This is a genomic window from Paenibacillus arenilitoris (assembly GCF_014705655.1).
Lineage (GTDB): Bacteria > Bacillota > Bacilli > Paenibacillales > Paenibacillaceae > Pristimantibacillus > Pristimantibacillus arenilitoris.
In genome coordinates this window covers 416,444-433,928 of record NZ_JACXIY010000001.1, presented here as the reverse complement: position 1 = coordinate 433,928, position 17,485 = coordinate 416,444, and the positions used below count along the sequence as shown (strand labels likewise).

The 17,485-nt window shown below is 58.1% G+C and carries 12 protein-coding genes and 1 pseudogene; 2 read left to right on the top strand and 11 right to left on the bottom strand.

Going from position 1 to position 17,485, the window contains the following annotated elements:
• Positions 1 to 478: 478 nt before the first annotated feature.
• A complete protein-coding gene (locus IDH41_RS01470) occupies positions 479 to 2,728 on the bottom strand; it encodes an FAD-dependent oxidoreductase (protein ID WP_190857603.1) in 2,250 nt (749 codons plus the stop codon).
• Between the two features lie 164 nt (positions 2,729 to 2,892).
• Between IDH41_RS01470 and IDH41_RS01465 the strand changes: the two genes are divergently transcribed.
• On the top strand, positions 2,893 to 3,696 hold the full coding sequence (locus IDH41_RS01465; protein ID WP_190857601.1) for a helix-turn-helix domain-containing protein: 804 nt from the start codon (positions 2,893 to 2,895) through the stop codon (positions 3,694 to 3,696).
• A 631-nt stretch (positions 3,697 to 4,327) separates the two neighbouring features.
• Here IDH41_RS01465 and IDH41_RS01460 read toward each other — a convergent pair.
• From IDH41_RS01460 to IDH41_RS01450, 3 genes and pseudogenes are all read right to left on the bottom strand, one after another.
• Positions 4,328 to 5,164, bottom strand: a pseudogene (locus IDH41_RS01460) (formylglycine-generating enzyme family protein); the annotation flags it as partial.
• Positions 5,165 to 5,349: 185 nt separating this feature from the next.
• Complete coding sequence (locus IDH41_RS01455; protein ID WP_190857597.1) at positions 5,350 to 5,889, bottom strand: chromate transporter; 540 nt, start codon at positions 5,887 to 5,889, stop codon at positions 5,350 to 5,352.
• Positions 5,890 to 5,902: 13 nt separating this feature from the next.
• Entirely contained in the window at positions 5,903 to 6,520 is a 618-nt protein-coding gene (locus IDH41_RS01450) for a chromate transporter (RefSeq protein WP_190857595.1), read from the bottom strand.
• 349 nt (positions 6,521 to 6,869) lie between these two features.
• Here IDH41_RS01450 and IDH41_RS01445 point away from each other — a divergent pair, with 349 nt between their 5' ends.
• The gene (locus IDH41_RS01445; RefSeq protein WP_223829348.1) at positions 6,870 to 8,072 is read left to right on the top strand and encodes an ROK family protein; all 1,203 of its coding nucleotides are present in this window, start codon (positions 6,870 to 6,872) and stop codon (positions 8,070 to 8,072) included.
• Between the two features lie 250 nt (positions 8,073 to 8,322).
• On the opposite strand, the gene IDH41_RS01440 is transcribed toward IDH41_RS01445, so the two are convergent.
• The 7 genes from IDH41_RS01440 to IDH41_RS01410 form a co-directional block, all read right to left on the bottom strand.
• Positions 8,323 to 8,643 carry a cupin domain-containing protein gene (locus IDH41_RS01440; RefSeq protein ID WP_190857593.1) on the bottom strand — a complete coding sequence of 107 codons (321 nt, stop codon included), beginning with the start codon at positions 8,641 to 8,643 and terminating at the stop codon, positions 8,323 to 8,325.
• A gap of 23 nt (positions 8,644 to 8,666) precedes the next feature.
• Entirely contained in the window at positions 8,667 to 10,601 is a 1,935-nt protein-coding gene (locus tag IDH41_RS01435) for a heparinase II/III family protein (protein WP_190857591.1), read from the bottom strand.
• 96 nt (positions 10,602 to 10,697) lie between these two features.
• Entirely contained in the window at positions 10,698 to 12,119 is a 1,422-nt protein-coding gene (locus tag IDH41_RS01430) for an ABC transporter substrate-binding protein (RefSeq protein WP_190857590.1), read from the bottom strand.
• A 144-nt stretch (positions 12,120 to 12,263) separates the two neighbouring features.
• On the bottom strand, positions 12,264 to 13,886 hold the full coding sequence (locus IDH41_RS01425; protein WP_190857588.1) for a response regulator transcription factor: 1,623 nt from the start codon (positions 13,884 to 13,886) through the stop codon (positions 12,264 to 12,266).
• Between the two features lie 7 nt (positions 13,887 to 13,893).
• On the bottom strand, positions 13,894 to 15,651 hold the full coding sequence (locus tag IDH41_RS01420; RefSeq protein ID WP_190857586.1) for a sensor histidine kinase: 1,758 nt from the start codon (positions 15,649 to 15,651) through the stop codon (positions 13,894 to 13,896).
• A gap of 28 nt (positions 15,652 to 15,679) precedes the next feature.
• Positions 15,680 to 16,516 (bottom strand): carbohydrate ABC transporter permease, encoded by an 837-nt coding sequence (locus tag IDH41_RS01415; protein ID WP_190857584.1) that lies wholly within the window; start codon positions 16,514 to 16,516, stop codon positions 15,680 to 15,682.
• A gap of 15 nt (positions 16,517 to 16,531) precedes the next feature.
• The gene (locus IDH41_RS01410; RefSeq protein WP_190857581.1) at positions 16,532 to 17,422 is read right to left on the bottom strand and encodes a carbohydrate ABC transporter permease; all 891 of its coding nucleotides are present in this window, start codon (positions 17,420 to 17,422) and stop codon (positions 16,532 to 16,534) included.
• Positions 17,423 to 17,485 lie beyond the last annotated feature (63 nt).

Genomic DNA, 17,485 nt, shown 5'->3' with positions numbered 1-17,485 from the left:
TCCGTCCGCTTCGTCCTTTTTTAGCGGAATAGAGGATAATTTTTCTCTTAACTCATTGTTATTTGATCGCAAACCCCCCATTCGGCATGAATAAGACCATTTCTTTCCCTTATTCCGTTAGTAGAGAGCGCAAGGGAACGAAATAAGGCCATTTTTTTCCCTTATTCTGTTAGTAAAGAGCGCATGGGAACGAAATTAGACTACTTCCCTTATCCCGCGGGCAGAGCTCGCAAGAGGATGATAAGACCACTTCTTTCCCTTATCCCGCGGGCGGAGCTCGCAAGAGGATGATAAGACCACTTCTTTCCCTTATCCCGCTGGCGGAGCTCGCAAGGGAACGTTATAAGACCATACTTTTCCTTTAACCCGCGGGCGGAGCGGGTAATGAAAGTCCACGAAGCAAAGCCGGGCTTCAATAATAAAAGAAAAGCGGCGCAGGAATACATTCCGCACCGCTTCACTCAATTGCCGACCTCCCTTATTCGTACACCCGGATCTCGATCACCTCGGCCCGCGGGCCGCCGTTCGTCGCTTCCACGACGCAGCGCAGCTTGGAGGCGACGACCGGGCCGGCGAACCGGTGAACCCGCTTGCGCTTATGATTGTCCCGCTGCCGGCAAAGCACCTGCCAGTCCCCGTCCGCGAAGGCTTCGAGCCGATAATCGCGCACCAGCTCGGGAATTGCCTCGAACGGCGTCCGGTGGTGATGCAGATTGATCAAATCCTCGTTCACGTCGTCATTGAAGACGAGATGAACCTCTCGGAACGACGCCGGCTTATTCCAAGCCAGCTCGACCCATGCCTCCCGCCCTTGCGCGAGCGGCTCCGACACCCAGGCATGCGGGCCGCCGTACGGCCGCAAATAGCCGTCGGTGACGTTCGCGGCCGCGAACGCGTCCGTCTCGGGATAAGCGCGGAAGCAGAACGGCCGCCGTACCAGCTTCCGCATGCCCCACTGCACGACCGGCTGCTCATGCTTATGGTCCTCCAGCGACTGAACCGCCCTGGGCGCCGCGCCGCGCTCGAACGCGAGCACGCCTGTGAGCGGCTCCCGCGATACGTACAGCCTCGCATGCTCATTCGCTTTAATGATGACGAAAGCGTTCCGGGCATCGCCGGAATTCCATGCCACCGGGATCGTTACCCACTGTTTCTCGCCTGCTGCCAGCTCCGCCGTTCCGCCCGCTTCGAACGTATGAGGAACGTAATTTTCCGCGCGGCCCGTGCTCCATACCTCCACCCGAAGGGTCGTCTTCTCCTTCGCGTCGACCAGCAGATCAAGCTGCCGAAGCTCGCCCGATACGGGGAGAAGAAGGCCCGCGTCCGCATCAAGCGGATACGACTCCGACGGCGACTCCACGGACAGCCTTCGCAGCGTGCTTGACGCGTTAACCTCGGCCAGCCTCGCGAGGTCGTCGGCATCCTCGTTTCGGACGCCGACGACCGACGCGTCCTGGCGCAGCAGCGTCTGCAGCAGCTCGCCGAGATGCTCCCGGTAGACGCCGCGCGGCGTCGTCTTGCGTTCGACCGCAAGCGCCGCTCCCGTTCCGGCCGCTTCCCCGATGACGGCGCAGGTCGCCATGACGCGAGTCGTCCCGAAGGCGACGTGCGTCGCGCTGATGTTGCGGCCGGCGAACAGCATGTTCGACACGTTGACGGAATAGAGGCTGCGGAACGGAATATGGTAGACGCCGTCCATATGGAGATGCTTGGAGCCGCTTTCCGTCGAATACATCCCCTGCGGCGGATGCAAGTCGATCGACCAGCCGCCGAACGCCACCCGGTCCTCGAACGGCCGCTGCGCGAGAATATCGTTCTGATTGAGCACGTAATCCCCGACGAACCTGCGGTATTCGCGCTTCCCCGGAATCGAGCCGACCCATTCGAGCGTCATATTGTCCGCTTCGAAATTGCCGGAGTTTTTAATATAATCCCAAATGCCGTAAATGACGGACCACAGCTCGTCGCGTATTCGCTCGTTCTCATGCACGGTGTCCAGCTCGCCGCCCCATTCGATCCACCAGTAATGGCAGCCGGAATCGCCGCTGCGGATGACCCGCTTCATCGGAATCGAGGTTTGCGTAATATCCTTGGCGAAGCTAGGAGCCACGTATTTGACCGGATGGCCGGCATCCTTGCTGTAGAACAAAATCGTGCTGCCGAGCGTTATGTCATCCGCTTCTTCGGGCGCCCATTCCTCGTTGTACTCGTGCCGGGCTTCGCGGCCGAGCCGGTATTTCGCTCCGGCCATGAAGCCGACGAGCCCGTCGCCCGTGCAGTCGAGGTACATCTCGCTCTCGAACCGGATCCGCCTCTCCGAGCCCATCATCCAGCCGGTAACCGACAGGATTTGGCGGTCCTCCTCCCCGCCCTCCGCCTCTACCTCGTGCACATCCGTATTAAGGAACAACTGAATGTTTTTTTCGGCAAGCACCGTCTCCAGCACCACATTGTCCCAAAAGTACGGGTTGCCCTCGGGATTCCGGAATTGGTTCTCGACGAACATTTCGCCCATAATGCCGGTCTCGCGGGCGTAGCGGTGCGTGCCGTGCGCCGTCGCGCCGCATACCCAGACGCGGACCTCGCTGCTCGAATTGCCGCCGAGCACGGGGCGGTTCTGCACGAGCGCGACCGTCCTGCCCAGCCGGGCCGCGGCCACCGCGGCGTTCACGCCCGCCAGCCCTCCGCCGACGACCGTTATGTCGGTTTGGATCGTTTCGTTCCTCATGAATCGAACACCTCTCCATCGTATCTAAAATTTCATTCGTTCCTTTCCCTCGTTGAACCGTTTACAATCTTGAATCAACCTTATTATAAAAAATAAAATTTACTTTTCCCATGCACGCAATTAATATAAACATATCCATAATTTCACGAAAACGGAGCGATCGTATGACAGCATTGGATCCCTCGCTGACGCCGCAGGCGCAATCGGTTATTTATTGGAAGCAAATAGACGCCTTTCAGCTCCCCGAAGACAAATACGACACCTGGGTGCTGTTCGCCGTGACGGAAGGGCGGTTCCGCTATGCCATCGCCGGGCAGACCGGGGAAGCCGGCTTCGGCGATCTCGTGCTATGTCCGCCGCGGACGACGTTCGCCCGGGAAGTGGTCGAGCCGCTAACCTTTCACTTCTACCGGTTCGACTGGATCGGGGGCGACGGAAAGAGCGGTCTCCCGGACGCCGTGCGCCTGACGATCCGCGATCACGCCAGACTCGTCTCCAATTACGTTTATTTGAACCGGCTGGGCTCGCGGCCGGACGGGGCCGCCCGGCACCCGCTGGCCGCTCATATTTTGCGCGACCTGTGGCAGTTGTGCTGCCTGGAAGAGACGCCCCTGGCGGCTGACGCTCGCACTCCTGCCAAGGAAGACGCCGACGCGATGGGCAAAGCGGCCCGAATCATCCGGCGCGAGGCTTGCGGGAAGCTCGTCATGAAGGAGCTGGCCGCGTCGCTCGGCTTGTCGCCGGTGCAGTTCACGCGCAAGTTCCAATCGGTATTCGGGCAATCCCCGATCGATTATTTGACGGAGCTGCGCATCCGGGAAGCGCAGACGCTGCTGCTCGAGACGAGGCTGACGCTCGATCAGATCGCGGAGCGATGCGGCTACGACAGCGGCTTTTATTTAAGCCGGATCTTCGCGAAGCGCATGCGGGTCAGCCCTGCCGCCTACCGCAAGGCGAACCGGATTTAAGCGCGCGACAGGGCTGCCGCTCGTGTTCGATAACCTAAAGAGACGGCCCTGCCGCTCTGACGCGATTCGCGCCGCATGTTCGCTCGCCCGATCGTTCGGATGTCGCGCGATGCCGCGCCGCACCTTTCCGATTCAAGTCGCATTGCTTGCTATAGCGGCATTTCCGGCGTCGATATGTAATCCCTCGATCTCTGCGAACGATTTTATTTCAAATATTGAAACGAAGTAATGAAAGCAAGAGACAAACTGGCATTTTAATTCAAACTTTGAAACTAAAACGGTTAATTTCAAGAGGTATTGATTGATAATTTCCTTATAATATCAAATACTGAAACTAAGTGGCGAAGGAATAGGGCAAATAACGAGTTAGTTTCAATTATTGATACAAGCATCGCCAACTCGAGCTGCCCCCGTCGAAGCAGGTAAGCGGGATTGTCCGCCGTGGGCCTGTTTAAGATTGAGATACGCGTTAGAAGTGAGTGTGAAGTTGCGGATGTGCCGTGTTACGAGTGAATGTGAATGCGGTGAACGCGGTGTAAGAGGGAAGGAACAATAGGTCGTAAATGTGCCATTGAAAACGAAAGCTGTCCCGAAGGTCGCTTCACGACCGATCGAGACAGCTTTCCATCGATTAATCCGCCGCGACCCGGAAGCCGCAGTTGCCCGTCGAGCTGTCGGGCGTGTTCGAGCTGCGGGCCGCGAGCCGGTAACGGTTGCAGTAGGAGCGATGGCACAAATACGAGCCGCCCCTCATGGACCTTCTGCCCGTCGGCTGTCCGAAGCGGGGGTTGTCCGCCGGCGTCTGCCGGTGGTAGCCCGGGCTGAACCAGTCCGCGCACCATTCCCAGACGTTGCCGGACATATTATACAGGCCGTACCCGTTCGGTTCGTAGGCGTCGACGGGCGCCGTCCCCACGTAACCGTCGCTCGCGTTGTTTTTGACCGGGAATTTGCCCTGCCAAATGTTGCACATATGCTTTCCGTCCGGCTTCAGCAGGTCGCCCCACGGATAAGTTTTGCGCGATAGTCCGCCCCTCGCCGCGTACTCCCATTCCGCTTCGGTCGGTAGCCTCGTGCCGGACCAGCGGCAGAATGCTTCGGCGTCCTGCCACGAGACATGGACGACCGGATGGTCGAGCCTGTCCTCGATGCCCGAATCCGGCCCTTCCGGCCGCGCCCAGTAAGCGCCTTCAACGACGAGCCACCATGGCACCTGCTGCGGAACGTTCTCCACCTTCTGCCGCGTCGCTTCGGACGCCAGCAGATGGAACACGTACGACCAGCCGAACCTCTCCGCCTCCGTCACGTAGCCCGTCGCGTCGACGAATTCGCGGAACTCCCGGTTCGTGACCGCATGCGGCGATATTCGGAACGGGGCGATCGTCACCATGCGCGCGGGCCCCTCCCCGTCGGCCGGAAATCCTTCCGGCGAATTCGTGCCCATTTCGAACTTGCCGCCGGGCAACGCGACTAACCGCTCCAGCACGCCTCCGGCCGGCGCCTTGGCGCCATCGACGGCTTGTACCTTTTCTTCCGCCGCAGCCTCAGCCGTTTGAACCTGCTCCCTGCCGGCCGCGCAGCAGCATTTATGTTCTTCCATCTTGTATCGTCTCCCCTCAAGCCGATTCAGCTATATTGTTCATCCCAACCTTCTCATCCATACAGCGCGATGCCGACCAGCCCCGAAATGGCGATCACCGTAACCGGGTGCTTGCGAAACACGAGGAACGCGACCAGCGAACCGGCAAAAATTAAAATTTGGCTCCAAGTGAACCAAGAAAACGACGAGAGCATGCCGTTATTGCCCGCAAACATGATCGCGGTATAAAAAATAAGGCCGGTTACGACCGAGCGCAAGCCGTAAAAGGAAGATTTCACGAGCGGATGCTCGCTGATCTTATAGAAAAGCATGCCCAGCCCGAGTATGAGAACGAGCGAAGGCAGTATCGTGCCAAACATCGCGACCAACGCGCCGATCAGCCCATGCTGCTCATAGCCGATAAAAATCGCGATATTCGTGGCGATCGGCCCCGGCGACATGCCCGCAACGGCGATGACGTCGCTGAATTGCTGCGCCTCCATCCACCCGTGCCGCTCCACGACCTGCTCCTGGATGACCGGAATCATCGCGTAGCCGCCGCCGAACGATACGAGCCCGATCATCAAAAACGTAACAAACAATTCGAATAGCATGGCCGCTCCCCGCCTATATCATATAATCGTATACTTGCTCGTCTTTGTGAAGCTTTCTTTTCGATTTCAAGCCCAGCTTCTTCCTCAGCCAGACGATCGCGATTCCCGCGCACGCGCCTCCGAAAATTAAAGCGACCGGATGGACATACTGATTAAAGAAGACGAGCGTCACGACCGTAACCGCGATTAACGCGACCGTCGCTTTATCCACGGCGGCCGTCTTCCAGGTTTTGTACGCGGCGAACACGATGAGCGCGACGATCGTGGCGCGGATGGAGAGGAAGGCCGCCTCGACCTTCGGGTTATCCTTCATTTCCAGAAAAAACAGCGACAGCGCGAGTACGATGCAGAAGGTCGGGAGCAGCACGCCGATCGTGGCCGCAACGGCCCCCGCGACGCCGGCGATGCGGTAACCGATAAAGGTTGCGGAGTTGATCGCGATCGCGCCCGGCACCGAGCCGGCCACCGCGAATACGTCCGCGACGTCTTCGGCCCGCAGCCATTTCCGCTTCTCGACGACCTCGCGCTCGATCACCGGAATCATCGCGTAGCCGCCGCCGAACGTAACCGGACCGATTTTCAAAAAGACGACGAACAGCGACCAAAGCATTTTCCACTTCTCCAGCCCCATCGTTCTCCCCCTCCCTGTTAAATGCCCATTGTTTTTCTCTCGTTCATCAACTTAACTAGTTTCATTATATCATCTTTATTTCAAAATGGAATAAAGTATTTCTAAACTTTTCACCCAATTCGACTCAAAACCGAAAAAAGGGCGATATTCCACCCAATATCACCTCTTTTGTTAAAGCATTAAATCCCATGGGAATGGTTAGTTTATTTCATTTTGGAATTAACAAGGAACCTTCCATTACCAAGACCGGAATCGGCAAGCGCTACAGGTAGCCATGCAAATAATCGTAAGCTATAATAAGGTACAGATTTTTAATTCCCATTCCTTTGGTCGGAAAACGAGGTGCGCGATGAGCCATCCATCCATGAACAAAATTCCATCTTCCAAAAAATTGATCTACACCCGAGTCGCCGAGCAAGGCGTCGTCTCGAAGGCGGAGCTGCTGGCGGCATTCTCTTTCACGAGCAGCTCGCTTACCCGGCTTCTGGACGATATGGTGGCCGAGCGGCTGCTCGTGACGTCGGGACTCGGACCGTCAAGCGGCGGCAGAAGGCCGATTTTGTACGAGATCAACCCGGGATACGGCTATTTTTTCGGTCTGGAAATATCAAGACGTTATTCGACGCTCGGTTTTTTCGATATGAAGATGAACCCGATGTCGCTCATCCGCTGGCGGATGGACGAGGCGATGACGCCCGAGCAGCTCATCGAATATGTATCCAACAACATCCGTTCGATCATTCACGACCATAAGATCGACAAGGGGCAGATCATCGGCATCGGCATCGGGGCCGTCGGCCCGCTGGACCGGCAGAAGGGAATCATTCTGCGTCCCTTGAACTTCCCGGCCGCGGGCTGGGAGGACGTGCCGATCTGCGCCATGCTCGAGGAGAAGACCGGCATTCCCGCCATGCTCGAGAACGGCGCGAACGCGGCGCTGCTCGGCGAGCATTGGGCGATGCGCGGCGAGAACTTGCAGCATATGCTGTACGTGCACGCCGGCGTCGGCCTCCGGTCCGCGATGATGTCGTACGGGCAGATCGTGCACGGCTCGATCGACATGGAGGGTTCCATCGGTCAAATGATCATTCAAACCGACGGGCCGAGGCTGGAGGAACGCGGCAATTACGGCGCGCTGGAGGCGTTCGTCTCCGTGCAGGCGCTGGAGAAGCAGGCGCGCGCCCATGCCAAGATGGGCCGGGCCGACCTGCTGCAGGACGGGCTCATCGCCCCGGACAAGCTCAACTACGACGCGCTGCTTCACGCCGTCGCCCAGCAGAACGGCTACGCGCGGGAGCTGCTCATGCAGTCCGCCGTCTACTTCGGGATCGGGCTGGCGAACATGATCAACATGTTCCATCCCGAGAAAATCGTGCTCGGCGGCGTGCTCGTCAGCTCGACCGAGCCCTTTTACCAGACCGCGATCGAAATTGCGCAAAAAAACACTTATTATTTTCCGGATTATCGGCCATCCTTCTCCAAAGGGGCGCTTAAGGAAGACGCCGTCGCCGCGGGCTCGGCCTTGATGGTGTGGAAAGGGATGGACATTTAGAACGGTTCCGTCCCGACGCTTCATGCGCATGGCAGCTCATCCGGTAAAGGCCCATTGAAAGGAAAGCCGGCGGATGCTCATCCGCCGGCTTTTTCTTTTTCATTATCGCTATTAACGCATGATAGACAAAAGTTGAATGCAGAGCGGCTATCGATCGCAAATGTCCTATACGGATCAATCGCTGCATACGTTGATCCTGAATAATGGCGGCATTCGCGGCATTGAAGTCAGTACGGATGCATGAGGTTGATCATTGCCTGCCCAGCAGATCCAGCCTCAACGGCGTGAAAGCATCCAGCAGCTTGCTGCTCCGAAGCGCCCGGCAGCCATGCTCAGCGTTGCTCGGGATATAGATCGTTTCGCCGGCCGCGATCACCTTCTTCTCTCCGTCGACCGTAAATTCCAGCTCGCCTTCCAGACAATACGAGAGCTGCTCGTGCGAATGGCGATGCAAATACCCTTCCGCTCCTTCCTCGAAATGCACTTCCATCATCATGATGCCCTGCCCCGGATTAAACAGCTTGCGTTTGACGCCGGGCTCCGCGTTTTCCCATACTCCGATACTGCCCATAAGACGACTCCTCCTTTGGTTTTTTAATCCGGCATGCGGAACGTCGTTTGATCGCCGTCTCGACGCAGCGTAACGGCGGGACGACCATCCTCGTCGGCCGCCGCGAACCAGTTCCGGTCCAGGCCGCTTGCCGGCGAACCGTCATCCGATTCGCCGCCCGCCGCAAGCCGAGGCTTCATGACGGTGGCGAACCAGCCGCCGTTGTCCAAGGTCAGGAGCGCTTGCACCACCTTGAGGGGCTCCATCGACATCGGCCGGACCGATTCCCAGCCGTCCTCGACGTCGACTTCCATCGATGGAGGGCCGAACAGCAGCATATCGCACCGGATCGCCGGATCGCCGCAAGCCGGACCGCTGCCGGTAAGCGAGTAGCGCACCGCCCCCGCATCGCCGGTCTGACCCTGCTTGGTCATATGCCAATGCAGCATGCGACTGTGCAAGCGATGCTGGAACGTATGCGCTCCCGTTCCGGTTAATTTGTCGATGACGACCCATTCTCCGCTTTCGAGAAGCCATACGGCTCGCCGGTGAATGACGCCGCGTATCGCGTACCCGTCATGCTCCGCGCACAGAAACGGCTTGGCCGGATCCCAGGCGATCAGCTTAACGGCCGCTTCCGGCGTTCCCCAACGCTGCGTTCGCAAGTATGGCGACTGATCCTGTCCGTCCACAAGCACCGTGTTATGAGCGGCCGTGCTCTTGAAATAACGCCGCCACGGCGTTTCCATGTACGTATATGTGCCGGGATCGACCAGCAGGGGCTGGCCGAACGCGCACCACTCGAACGATAAGGCATCGGCATGCCCATGCGGGCCTCCAAGCGCCGCGGCGTCGAAGATCATCCGCTGCTCGCCGTTGCCTATACCGTAATAGCCGGCAGAAGGGAATGCGAAGGCCGGCCCCGCATCTCCCTCCGTCCCGTTCCCGGCTTCGAGCTTGCCGGTCTCCACGGCTTCCCCTGCGGCCATCAGCCTCTCGATCGAATCCGGTCCGACCGTCCAATACTGCTCGTGCACTTGATCAGGCAGCAGCCAGTCGCGCTTATCGTAATAAAGGGCCGCCGCATTCAGGTCGGGCGGCTGGTTCGCATAGGAGTCGGCAAACGGTGCCATGCTGCCGTCCTGCCGCGTCATGCATCGAGAGAACCGCGCCATGCCGGCCAGGATGCGCTCGTATTCGTCCGAGAACGAAAGGCCTCGCTTGCGAAGCATGACCGCACAGTCGACGAACAGCTCCAGCGATACCATGTGGTAATGCGGAGTCAGCTCCGCATGCGCCCCGTCCGGCAGCACTTGCGCGCGAATGCACGACTCCAGCCGATCTACGGCGACACGGATCCATGCCTCGCTCTCCTTCCAGGAAGGAAAGGTCAGTCCCGCGCTAAGCAAGCCGATCATATGCATGATCGAATGGTTGATCTCGATGCTCGCCGGATATTTCGCCAGAAAATTGGCGTGCTCCTTGACCGATTCCAGAAACAACGACTCCGCTGCCCGGGACCAGCTTGCCGTTCCTCGAAAGAAATGATAAGCGTACACCCATTGCCTAAGCCGTAGTCCCGTCTCCAGGAGCCGCCATGGTCCCGGACGTTGAAAATACGTCAGCTCCTCTGCCGGAAGCCCCCACGGGCAAGATTGCGACGCAATCCATCCGGACACGTGCTCCCAGGCTTTGGCCGCGTACTTTTCGTCGCCGGTGCAGGCAAATGCAATCCCTAGGGAACGAAGATGCTTGAAACGGTTGACGCCCCATGTGAACTCCTTGTCTCCCGTCGGATTATGCAGCCAATCGATCGGATTTCCCATGTCGATCGCGAGGTCCTTCCAATGGAAGACGTTGCCGTCGCACCAGCTTTTGGCCTCCGCAACCGCCTCGTCGGCGTTCTTCGGGAACATTGCCCGGAACCGTTCGCCCCATTCTTCTCTCTGCTCGGGAACGAAATACAAAACATCGTTCACGCTTTCCTCTCCCCTTTCCTGTTGATTCGCGAGTCCGTCAGCTCTCGAATGCGAAGGAAGGCCGCCCCCGGCGGCCTTCCTTCGACTTGTGAGCGATTATTTCGCTGCAAGGGAGCCTTGAAGATTGCCCGCATTGAAAGAAGGATCCGCTTCGATATTCGTCAGTCCTTCCGCGCGCGCGGCCGCCAGCGCCTTGGCGTACTGGTCGTTCAGATCGCCTATGGCGGCGTCCAGATCCGGGCTTCCGGTCAAAATGTATTGAATAAATACGTCCGCCGCCTTCTTGCCCTCCAGCTTCGTCTCGGTAATCGAGATCGGAGTAGCCGGGTAGATACCGTCGTATTGGGTCGGCAGGAAGCCGTCGATGCCGGCCAATTCCGGCTTGCCGGCCGATTCGTTGACGAACGGCAGCACGGAGAGGCCAAGCCCCTTCTCCTGGTAATCGTTGCGAAGCTCCTGGCTGTAGACATACTTGATAAACTTCGCGGCGGCCTCCTTATTCGCGGAGTTGGCGCTAATGCCCAGATAACCGCCGGCGTTCACCCAGCTCGCGCCGTCGATCACGCCGTCCGAGGTCGGCACGAGCGCCGAAGCCCAACGGATGTCGGTAGGGAATTGGGACGTGTATACCGCCGGTTCGCTCGAATGGTTGATATACATGCCGATCTTGCCCTGCGCGAACTGCGCCCGCAGCGGATCGATGTCCAGCGACTCGGCACCCGGGATCATGCTGCCGTCCGTCTTGATTCGGCGAAGCGCTTCGACGACGTCGCGATACATGCCGAAATCGAATTCGCCGGTTTGATAATTGTAGCCCTCGTGGCTCGTCTCGGAATCAAGCGACCCCGACGCGTATGCCGGACGGGTGAAGCCGGAGCCGTTCTTGAAGTTGCTCGCGAAGCCGTAGATGCCCTCCGACTTTCCGATTTCCGTTATCTTCTTTGCCGCGTCAACCATCTCGTCCAGCGTCTTGGGCGGTTCGGAAAACCCCGCTTGTTCCATCAGATCGACGTTGTACAGCAGTCGCCAGTACTGGCCGGTGTTCGGCAGCGTATATACCTTGCCATTCAGCTTGTATACATTCTCTGCCAACAGGCCGTCGAATTGCGCCAGGAACTCGGCATCCAGCAGCTCGTCCAGCGACGCCAGATACCCCTTGTTCACGTAGGTCTGGAAGTCGTTGACCTTCAGCACGTCCGGAGCCTGGTTGCTCGCGAACGCCACGTCTACCGCCTGGTTGTAGTTATCCGCCATAACCTTCATTTCCACTTCGATGTTGTCCGTATTGGTTGCGTTGTATTCGTCAACCTTCTGCTGCATATAATCCATGTCGTGTCGGTCCATCGTCCAATAGGAAATTTTGAGCTTGTCCTGCGTCGCCCCGCTTTGTTCATCTCCGTTGCCGGCATTCGCCTCCGATTCGCCGCCGTTCGCCGATGAGCAAGCCGCCATCAGCAGCGCGAGGATAAGCAGCCCGCATAGCGTAAACGCATACTTATTGCCGAATGTTCTCTTCATTTGTCGTGCCTCCCCTTTGTTGGCAAGCATTCCGCCTTAAGCGCGTGGCGCGGCGCCGCTTGCTTGTCTCGATTGTAACACCGGCACGGCTCCGTCCAAGAAGGTCAAAAACACGATCCATGTAGGGGAAAATGACTCTGATAATCAATCCGCCGCCCCGCCGACGTACTTGCTTCGAAATTCCGTCGGCGTCATGCCGGTATGTTTCTTGAACAGCTCGCTGAAATACGGACGGTCCCGGTAGCCGAGCTCGAATGTAATGTCCTGCACCTGCATGCCCTCCAGCAGCAGCTTCTTGGCCGCTTCCATGCGGGCGTTCGTCACGTATTGCATGAACGTCATCCCGATCTCTTTTTTGAACAGATTCGAGAAGTAGCTGGGACTCAAATGGACGGCGGCCGCGCATTCCTGCACCGTCAAGTCGGAGCCCAGCCGGCCGCTCGCGTAATTGATCGCCTGGTGAATCAGTTGGCCGGCATCGCTTTTTTGACGCTTCAGCAGCCACTCGCAGCCGGTCAGGCCCAGCTCCTTCACGTCCCCGATCAGCTCGCCCGTGGACGAGTACCGTCCTCTCTTCATGGCGGCGAGCCGCTCGTCCAGCCATTGCCGCTGCTCGGGTCCGGCTTTCTCGGCGATCACGCGGTACATGGCGAATGCAAGCCCGTAGAACAGATTCGCCATTATTTCGGGATCGGGAGGAGCCGGATACTTGAGGCATTCGTCGAAGATGCCGTCCAAAAGACGCTCCACGCCTTCCCGGTTGCCCGACCTTAGACAATACAGCAGCTCCGTTTCCTTATCCGGGGAATAATGGGGCGTCATGCCGACCTGCCGCTCGATGTCGCGGTACGAGATGACGCTGCCGCCGCCGAAATAAAACTGGTAGCTTAATGCGGTCCTGGCTTGCCCGTAGGACATGGCGATATCCCCGATGGCTTCCGCCAAACCGCCGACCCCTATCGAAATATCCCGCTTGGCGAAGCGGCTCACATTGTCTCTGCAGGCTTCCGCCAGCGCAAGCGCGTCACTATGCTCGACAGCATTGATCAGAATGACGAACTGCTCCAGATGCTCGCGGAACACGATGCCCTTCGCCTGCCTATCGATCGTCTCCTCCATGATGTTCTGCACGGCGAAGCGGCTCAGTTCCACCTCGCTCACCGGCATCGGCGGGCTCCCTTCCTTCCATCCGTCGATCTGCGCCGCGATCGCGACAAAGCCGCGCGGCTCCATGTCGATGCCGAGAAACTCCCATTTGTCCGCCGCCCGCTCCGGCAGCTCCTCGTGACGGATCAGCAGCCGGAAATATTCCTGGCGCAAGTACGGCAAGCTTTCCCGCAGCTTCCGCTCGAGCGCCAGCCGGTCCAGCTGCTCTGCCCGTTCCGCTTCGATCCGGACTTTGGCGCGCAGCACGACGTCCTCGATCTGCTCCACCGTGAACGGCTTGAGCACGTAATCGAACGCGCCCAGCCGCACCGATTCCTGCGCGTAAGCGAAGTCCGAGTAGCCGCTGAAAAAAATGACCTTGCCCGGGGACTCTCCTCTATTCCGCAGCTCGCGCACCATGTCGATGCCGCTGCCGAACGGCATACGGATATCGGTCAGCACAATGTCGGGCCGCTTCTCGCGGATCAGGCGCAAACCTTCCCTGCCGTTCACGGCCGTTCCCGCGATCGCGATGCCGTGCTTCGCCCAGTCGATTTTCCTCAGAATGCCGTCGATCACCGTGATGACATCATCGATGACGCACATCGTAATCTCGCTCATTCGCCTTTCACCTCTCGCAAGGAATCATTAATTTGACGGATGTTCTTACACCCGGAACGCTCTCCAGCTTCATGGCCCCCCGATGACCGTAATACAACGCGAGTCTCGCGCGAACGTTGGACAGCGCATAACTGGACGAATGGCCGGCATCCGCGCCGCTCAGCAGCCGCTCCAGGCGCTCGGCGTCCATTCCGTTTCCGTTGTCGATGACGTTCAGCATCAGCATTCCGCCTTCCGCCGCGACTTCGATGACGATGCGGCCGGGTCTGTCCAGCTCCTGAAAGCCATGAAGAATCGAATTTTCGGCCAGCGGCTGCAGTACGATTTTCAATACCGGAACGTCCAGCAGCGACTCGTCGTCGCAGCGGATCTCGTACCGGAACAAATCCGGATAACACCTGGTCTGCAGCTTCAGGTACTGCTCCACATGGTCAAGCTCCTGACGGAGCGTCGTAATTTCCTTGCCGTTGTTCAGGCCGAGCCGGAACAGCAGCGACAGCGCCACGATCATCTCGCTGACGGTTTGCCGCTCATCCATTTCACTCTTCCAATAAATCGTATTTAACGTATTGTACAGGAAATGGGGATCGATCTGCGCCTGAAGCGCCTTGATCTCCGAATGCCTTTTCTCTTGCTCCGAGGTTTTGACCTCCTCGATCAGCTCCCCGATCTGCTCCATCATTCGGTTGAACTTGTGCCCCACCTGGCTGATTTCGTCTTCGAACGGGCTCTCGAAACGAACGTCCAGCCGATTCCGTTCCACCTTGAGCATCAGGTTGCGCAGTTTGAATAGCGGCTTCAGCAGCAGCTCCGACAGCATGCTGGACAAGATCAGGGCAAGCAGAATGCATGCGCCCATGATCGTCAGGATCGTCCAGCGCATTTGCGCAACGGGAGCGAGCAGCTGCTTCTTCGACTGGTAGCCGATGAGCACCCAATCGGGGTTCATGCCAAGCCCGGCGTAATTGACCAAGTACGACTCCCCCAGGTCGTCGGCATATTCGAAGTGACCGCGCTCAGAATCTCCGATGTCGTCGTCAAGACGGCTGTCCGTATCCGTCCGATTAGGGATGGACGAGAATACGCCGCGGCCGCCGCGATCGATCATGAGCTGCCGCAGGCTTCCTTCTTGCAGGTGGGCCCGGATCAGCTCAAGCAGATGATCCTCGCGAATGTTGACGACGACGTAGACGCCGGGCAGCTGCAAATCGAACAACGGTTTGATGACGAGCGAAACGACGGGCTTCCCCCTGGCAAACAGCTCATCCTTATGCCCGCGCACCCACAGCGTGTTCCAAGGCTCCCGCGTATCGGCGATCACCCTCGCAATGGCGGTATCGGCGAACGGCGTCCCGGTGCTTCGCCTGTTCTCCGTCGGATAAAACTCGCCGATCGGCGTATGGATAAGCACCGATTCGACGGACTGCTCGCCCAGCATCAGTTGAGCGAAGGGCGTCTGCAGCTGGGACAGACGATTGTAATAATCTTCCGCGTTCCTAGCCTGAACATCCCTCATCGCATGCTGGAACGGCTCGCCCATCATAAGCGTGGAGATGGAAACGACGATATTGCGCAGCCGCTCGTCGAACACTTGCGCCGTCTTGTTCAGCGTATCCTGGCTCGTCTTGGCCGCCTGCGATTTCATCGACTGCGAAAAAAACACGGAAACATAAGTTCCCGTGGCCGATATGCATACGACGGTGAGCAGCACGAACGATACCCACAGCCGTCGTTTGAGCGACATTTTTCTGAAAATCCGGTTCATGCTGCACATCGCCTCGCTAATGAAAAGTTTAGCCCTTGACCGACCCCACCGTAACCTGCATGAAGGAACGGTTGGCGAACAGGTACACGATCAGCAGAGGCAGAATCGAGATACACGCGCCGGCCAGCATTAACTGGTTCTCAACCGCGGCGCCCGCTCCGTACCTGAGGCTCGCGAGACCGACGGGCAGCGTCTGCATGTCGGGCCGCGACATCGAGAACACCAGCGGCAGGATATATTCGTTCCAAGCTCCGCGGAAGGTGAACAACGCCACGACGGCCAGCGCCGGCCGCAGCAGCGGCAAGATGATCCGCCAGAAGATGGAGTAAAAGTTGCAGCCGTCGATCAACGCCGCTTCGTCCAGATCCTTGGGAATGCCGCGGAAAAATCCGATGACCATAAAAAAGGCCGTCGCATGGGCGCTAATGAGAATGATTATGACACCCCAAAGCGACTTCTGCAAACCGATGTTCACCATCAGATCAAATTGAGGCCGCAGCACGACCGCGCCGATGGAGATGAACAGCGTGAACGATTGCATGAAGATGAACAGCTTCTTGCCCTTGAACGGGACGCGGTCGACCGCGTAAGCGGCCATGGCGGATACGAGCAGCGTGCCGACGGTCACGAAGACCGCCACGAACACGCTGTTGAACGTAAAACTGGCAAAATCGGCCTGCGTCCATGCTTGGACATAGTTGCGGAATTGCCAGGACTCCGGAAAGAACGTCGCTCCCGTCGTCAGCTCCAGATTCGACTTAAACGAGCCGAGGAACGCGACGACGATCGGAAACAGCATCAGCGCGGAAACCGCGAGCAGCAGCAGCCATGCCGGCAACCGGGCGAACAATCGGGATAAATTCATCACCATCACTTCTCCTTAATACAGATTGTTAAGCTTTCGCGACATCCAGAAGTACAGCCAGGTCACAAGTCCGACAATGACCGCCGTCGTAAAGCCGACCGCGCTTCCGTAACCGATGTTCTGCACGGAAGTTCCCGTCGTGGTCAGCGGGAAAAACAGCTTGTACAAATACAGGTACATGACCTCCGTCTTGCCGAAGGGGCCTCCCTCCGTTAATACCATAATGCTTTCGTAGCCTTTGAGCGACGTCGTGATGGCCAGCATCACGATCATCTGCAGCACCGGCCCCAGCATCGGGATCGTAATGTACCAGAGCCGCTGCGCCGGATTCACGCCGTCGAGCGATGCCGCTTCGTAGACTTCCTCCGGGATGCTCTGCAGACCCGCAATGAAGAGCAGCATGTAGTTGCCCACCGCTCCCCATACCGCGATGATCACGATCGTCAGCATCGCTTTGGAAGCGCCGAGCCAATCGACCGGGACCGATACGAGCTGCAGCTCCAACAAATATTGGTTAAGAATGCCGTTATAGGAATTGAAGATGAGATAAAACACGATCGACATGACCGAAGCGCTGAAGATGGTCGGAAGAAACACGACGGCCCGGAACAGATGCCTCCCCTTAAGCTTGCGGTTCAGGATGACGGCCAGAATCAGGGATAACGGCAGCGTGATGACAAGCTTGCCGCCAGCGTATACGAACGTGTTCGCAACCGATTGCCAGAACTCGGCATCGCGCGCCAACCTCGCGAAATTGCCGAACCCGATCAAGCGCGGCTCGCCGTAACCCTGATAATCGTAGAACATATAGCGAAGCGCCCATACAATGGGATAGATGCCGAGCGCCGCGGTTAGAAAGAAGCTTGGGAAGCTGAACAGATACGCCCCGAGCCGGTTTTTATGCATGCTGCATCTCCTTTCGATTCTTTGCTCCAACTTTATGTTTATTCTAAATAATGCGCCCGCTCG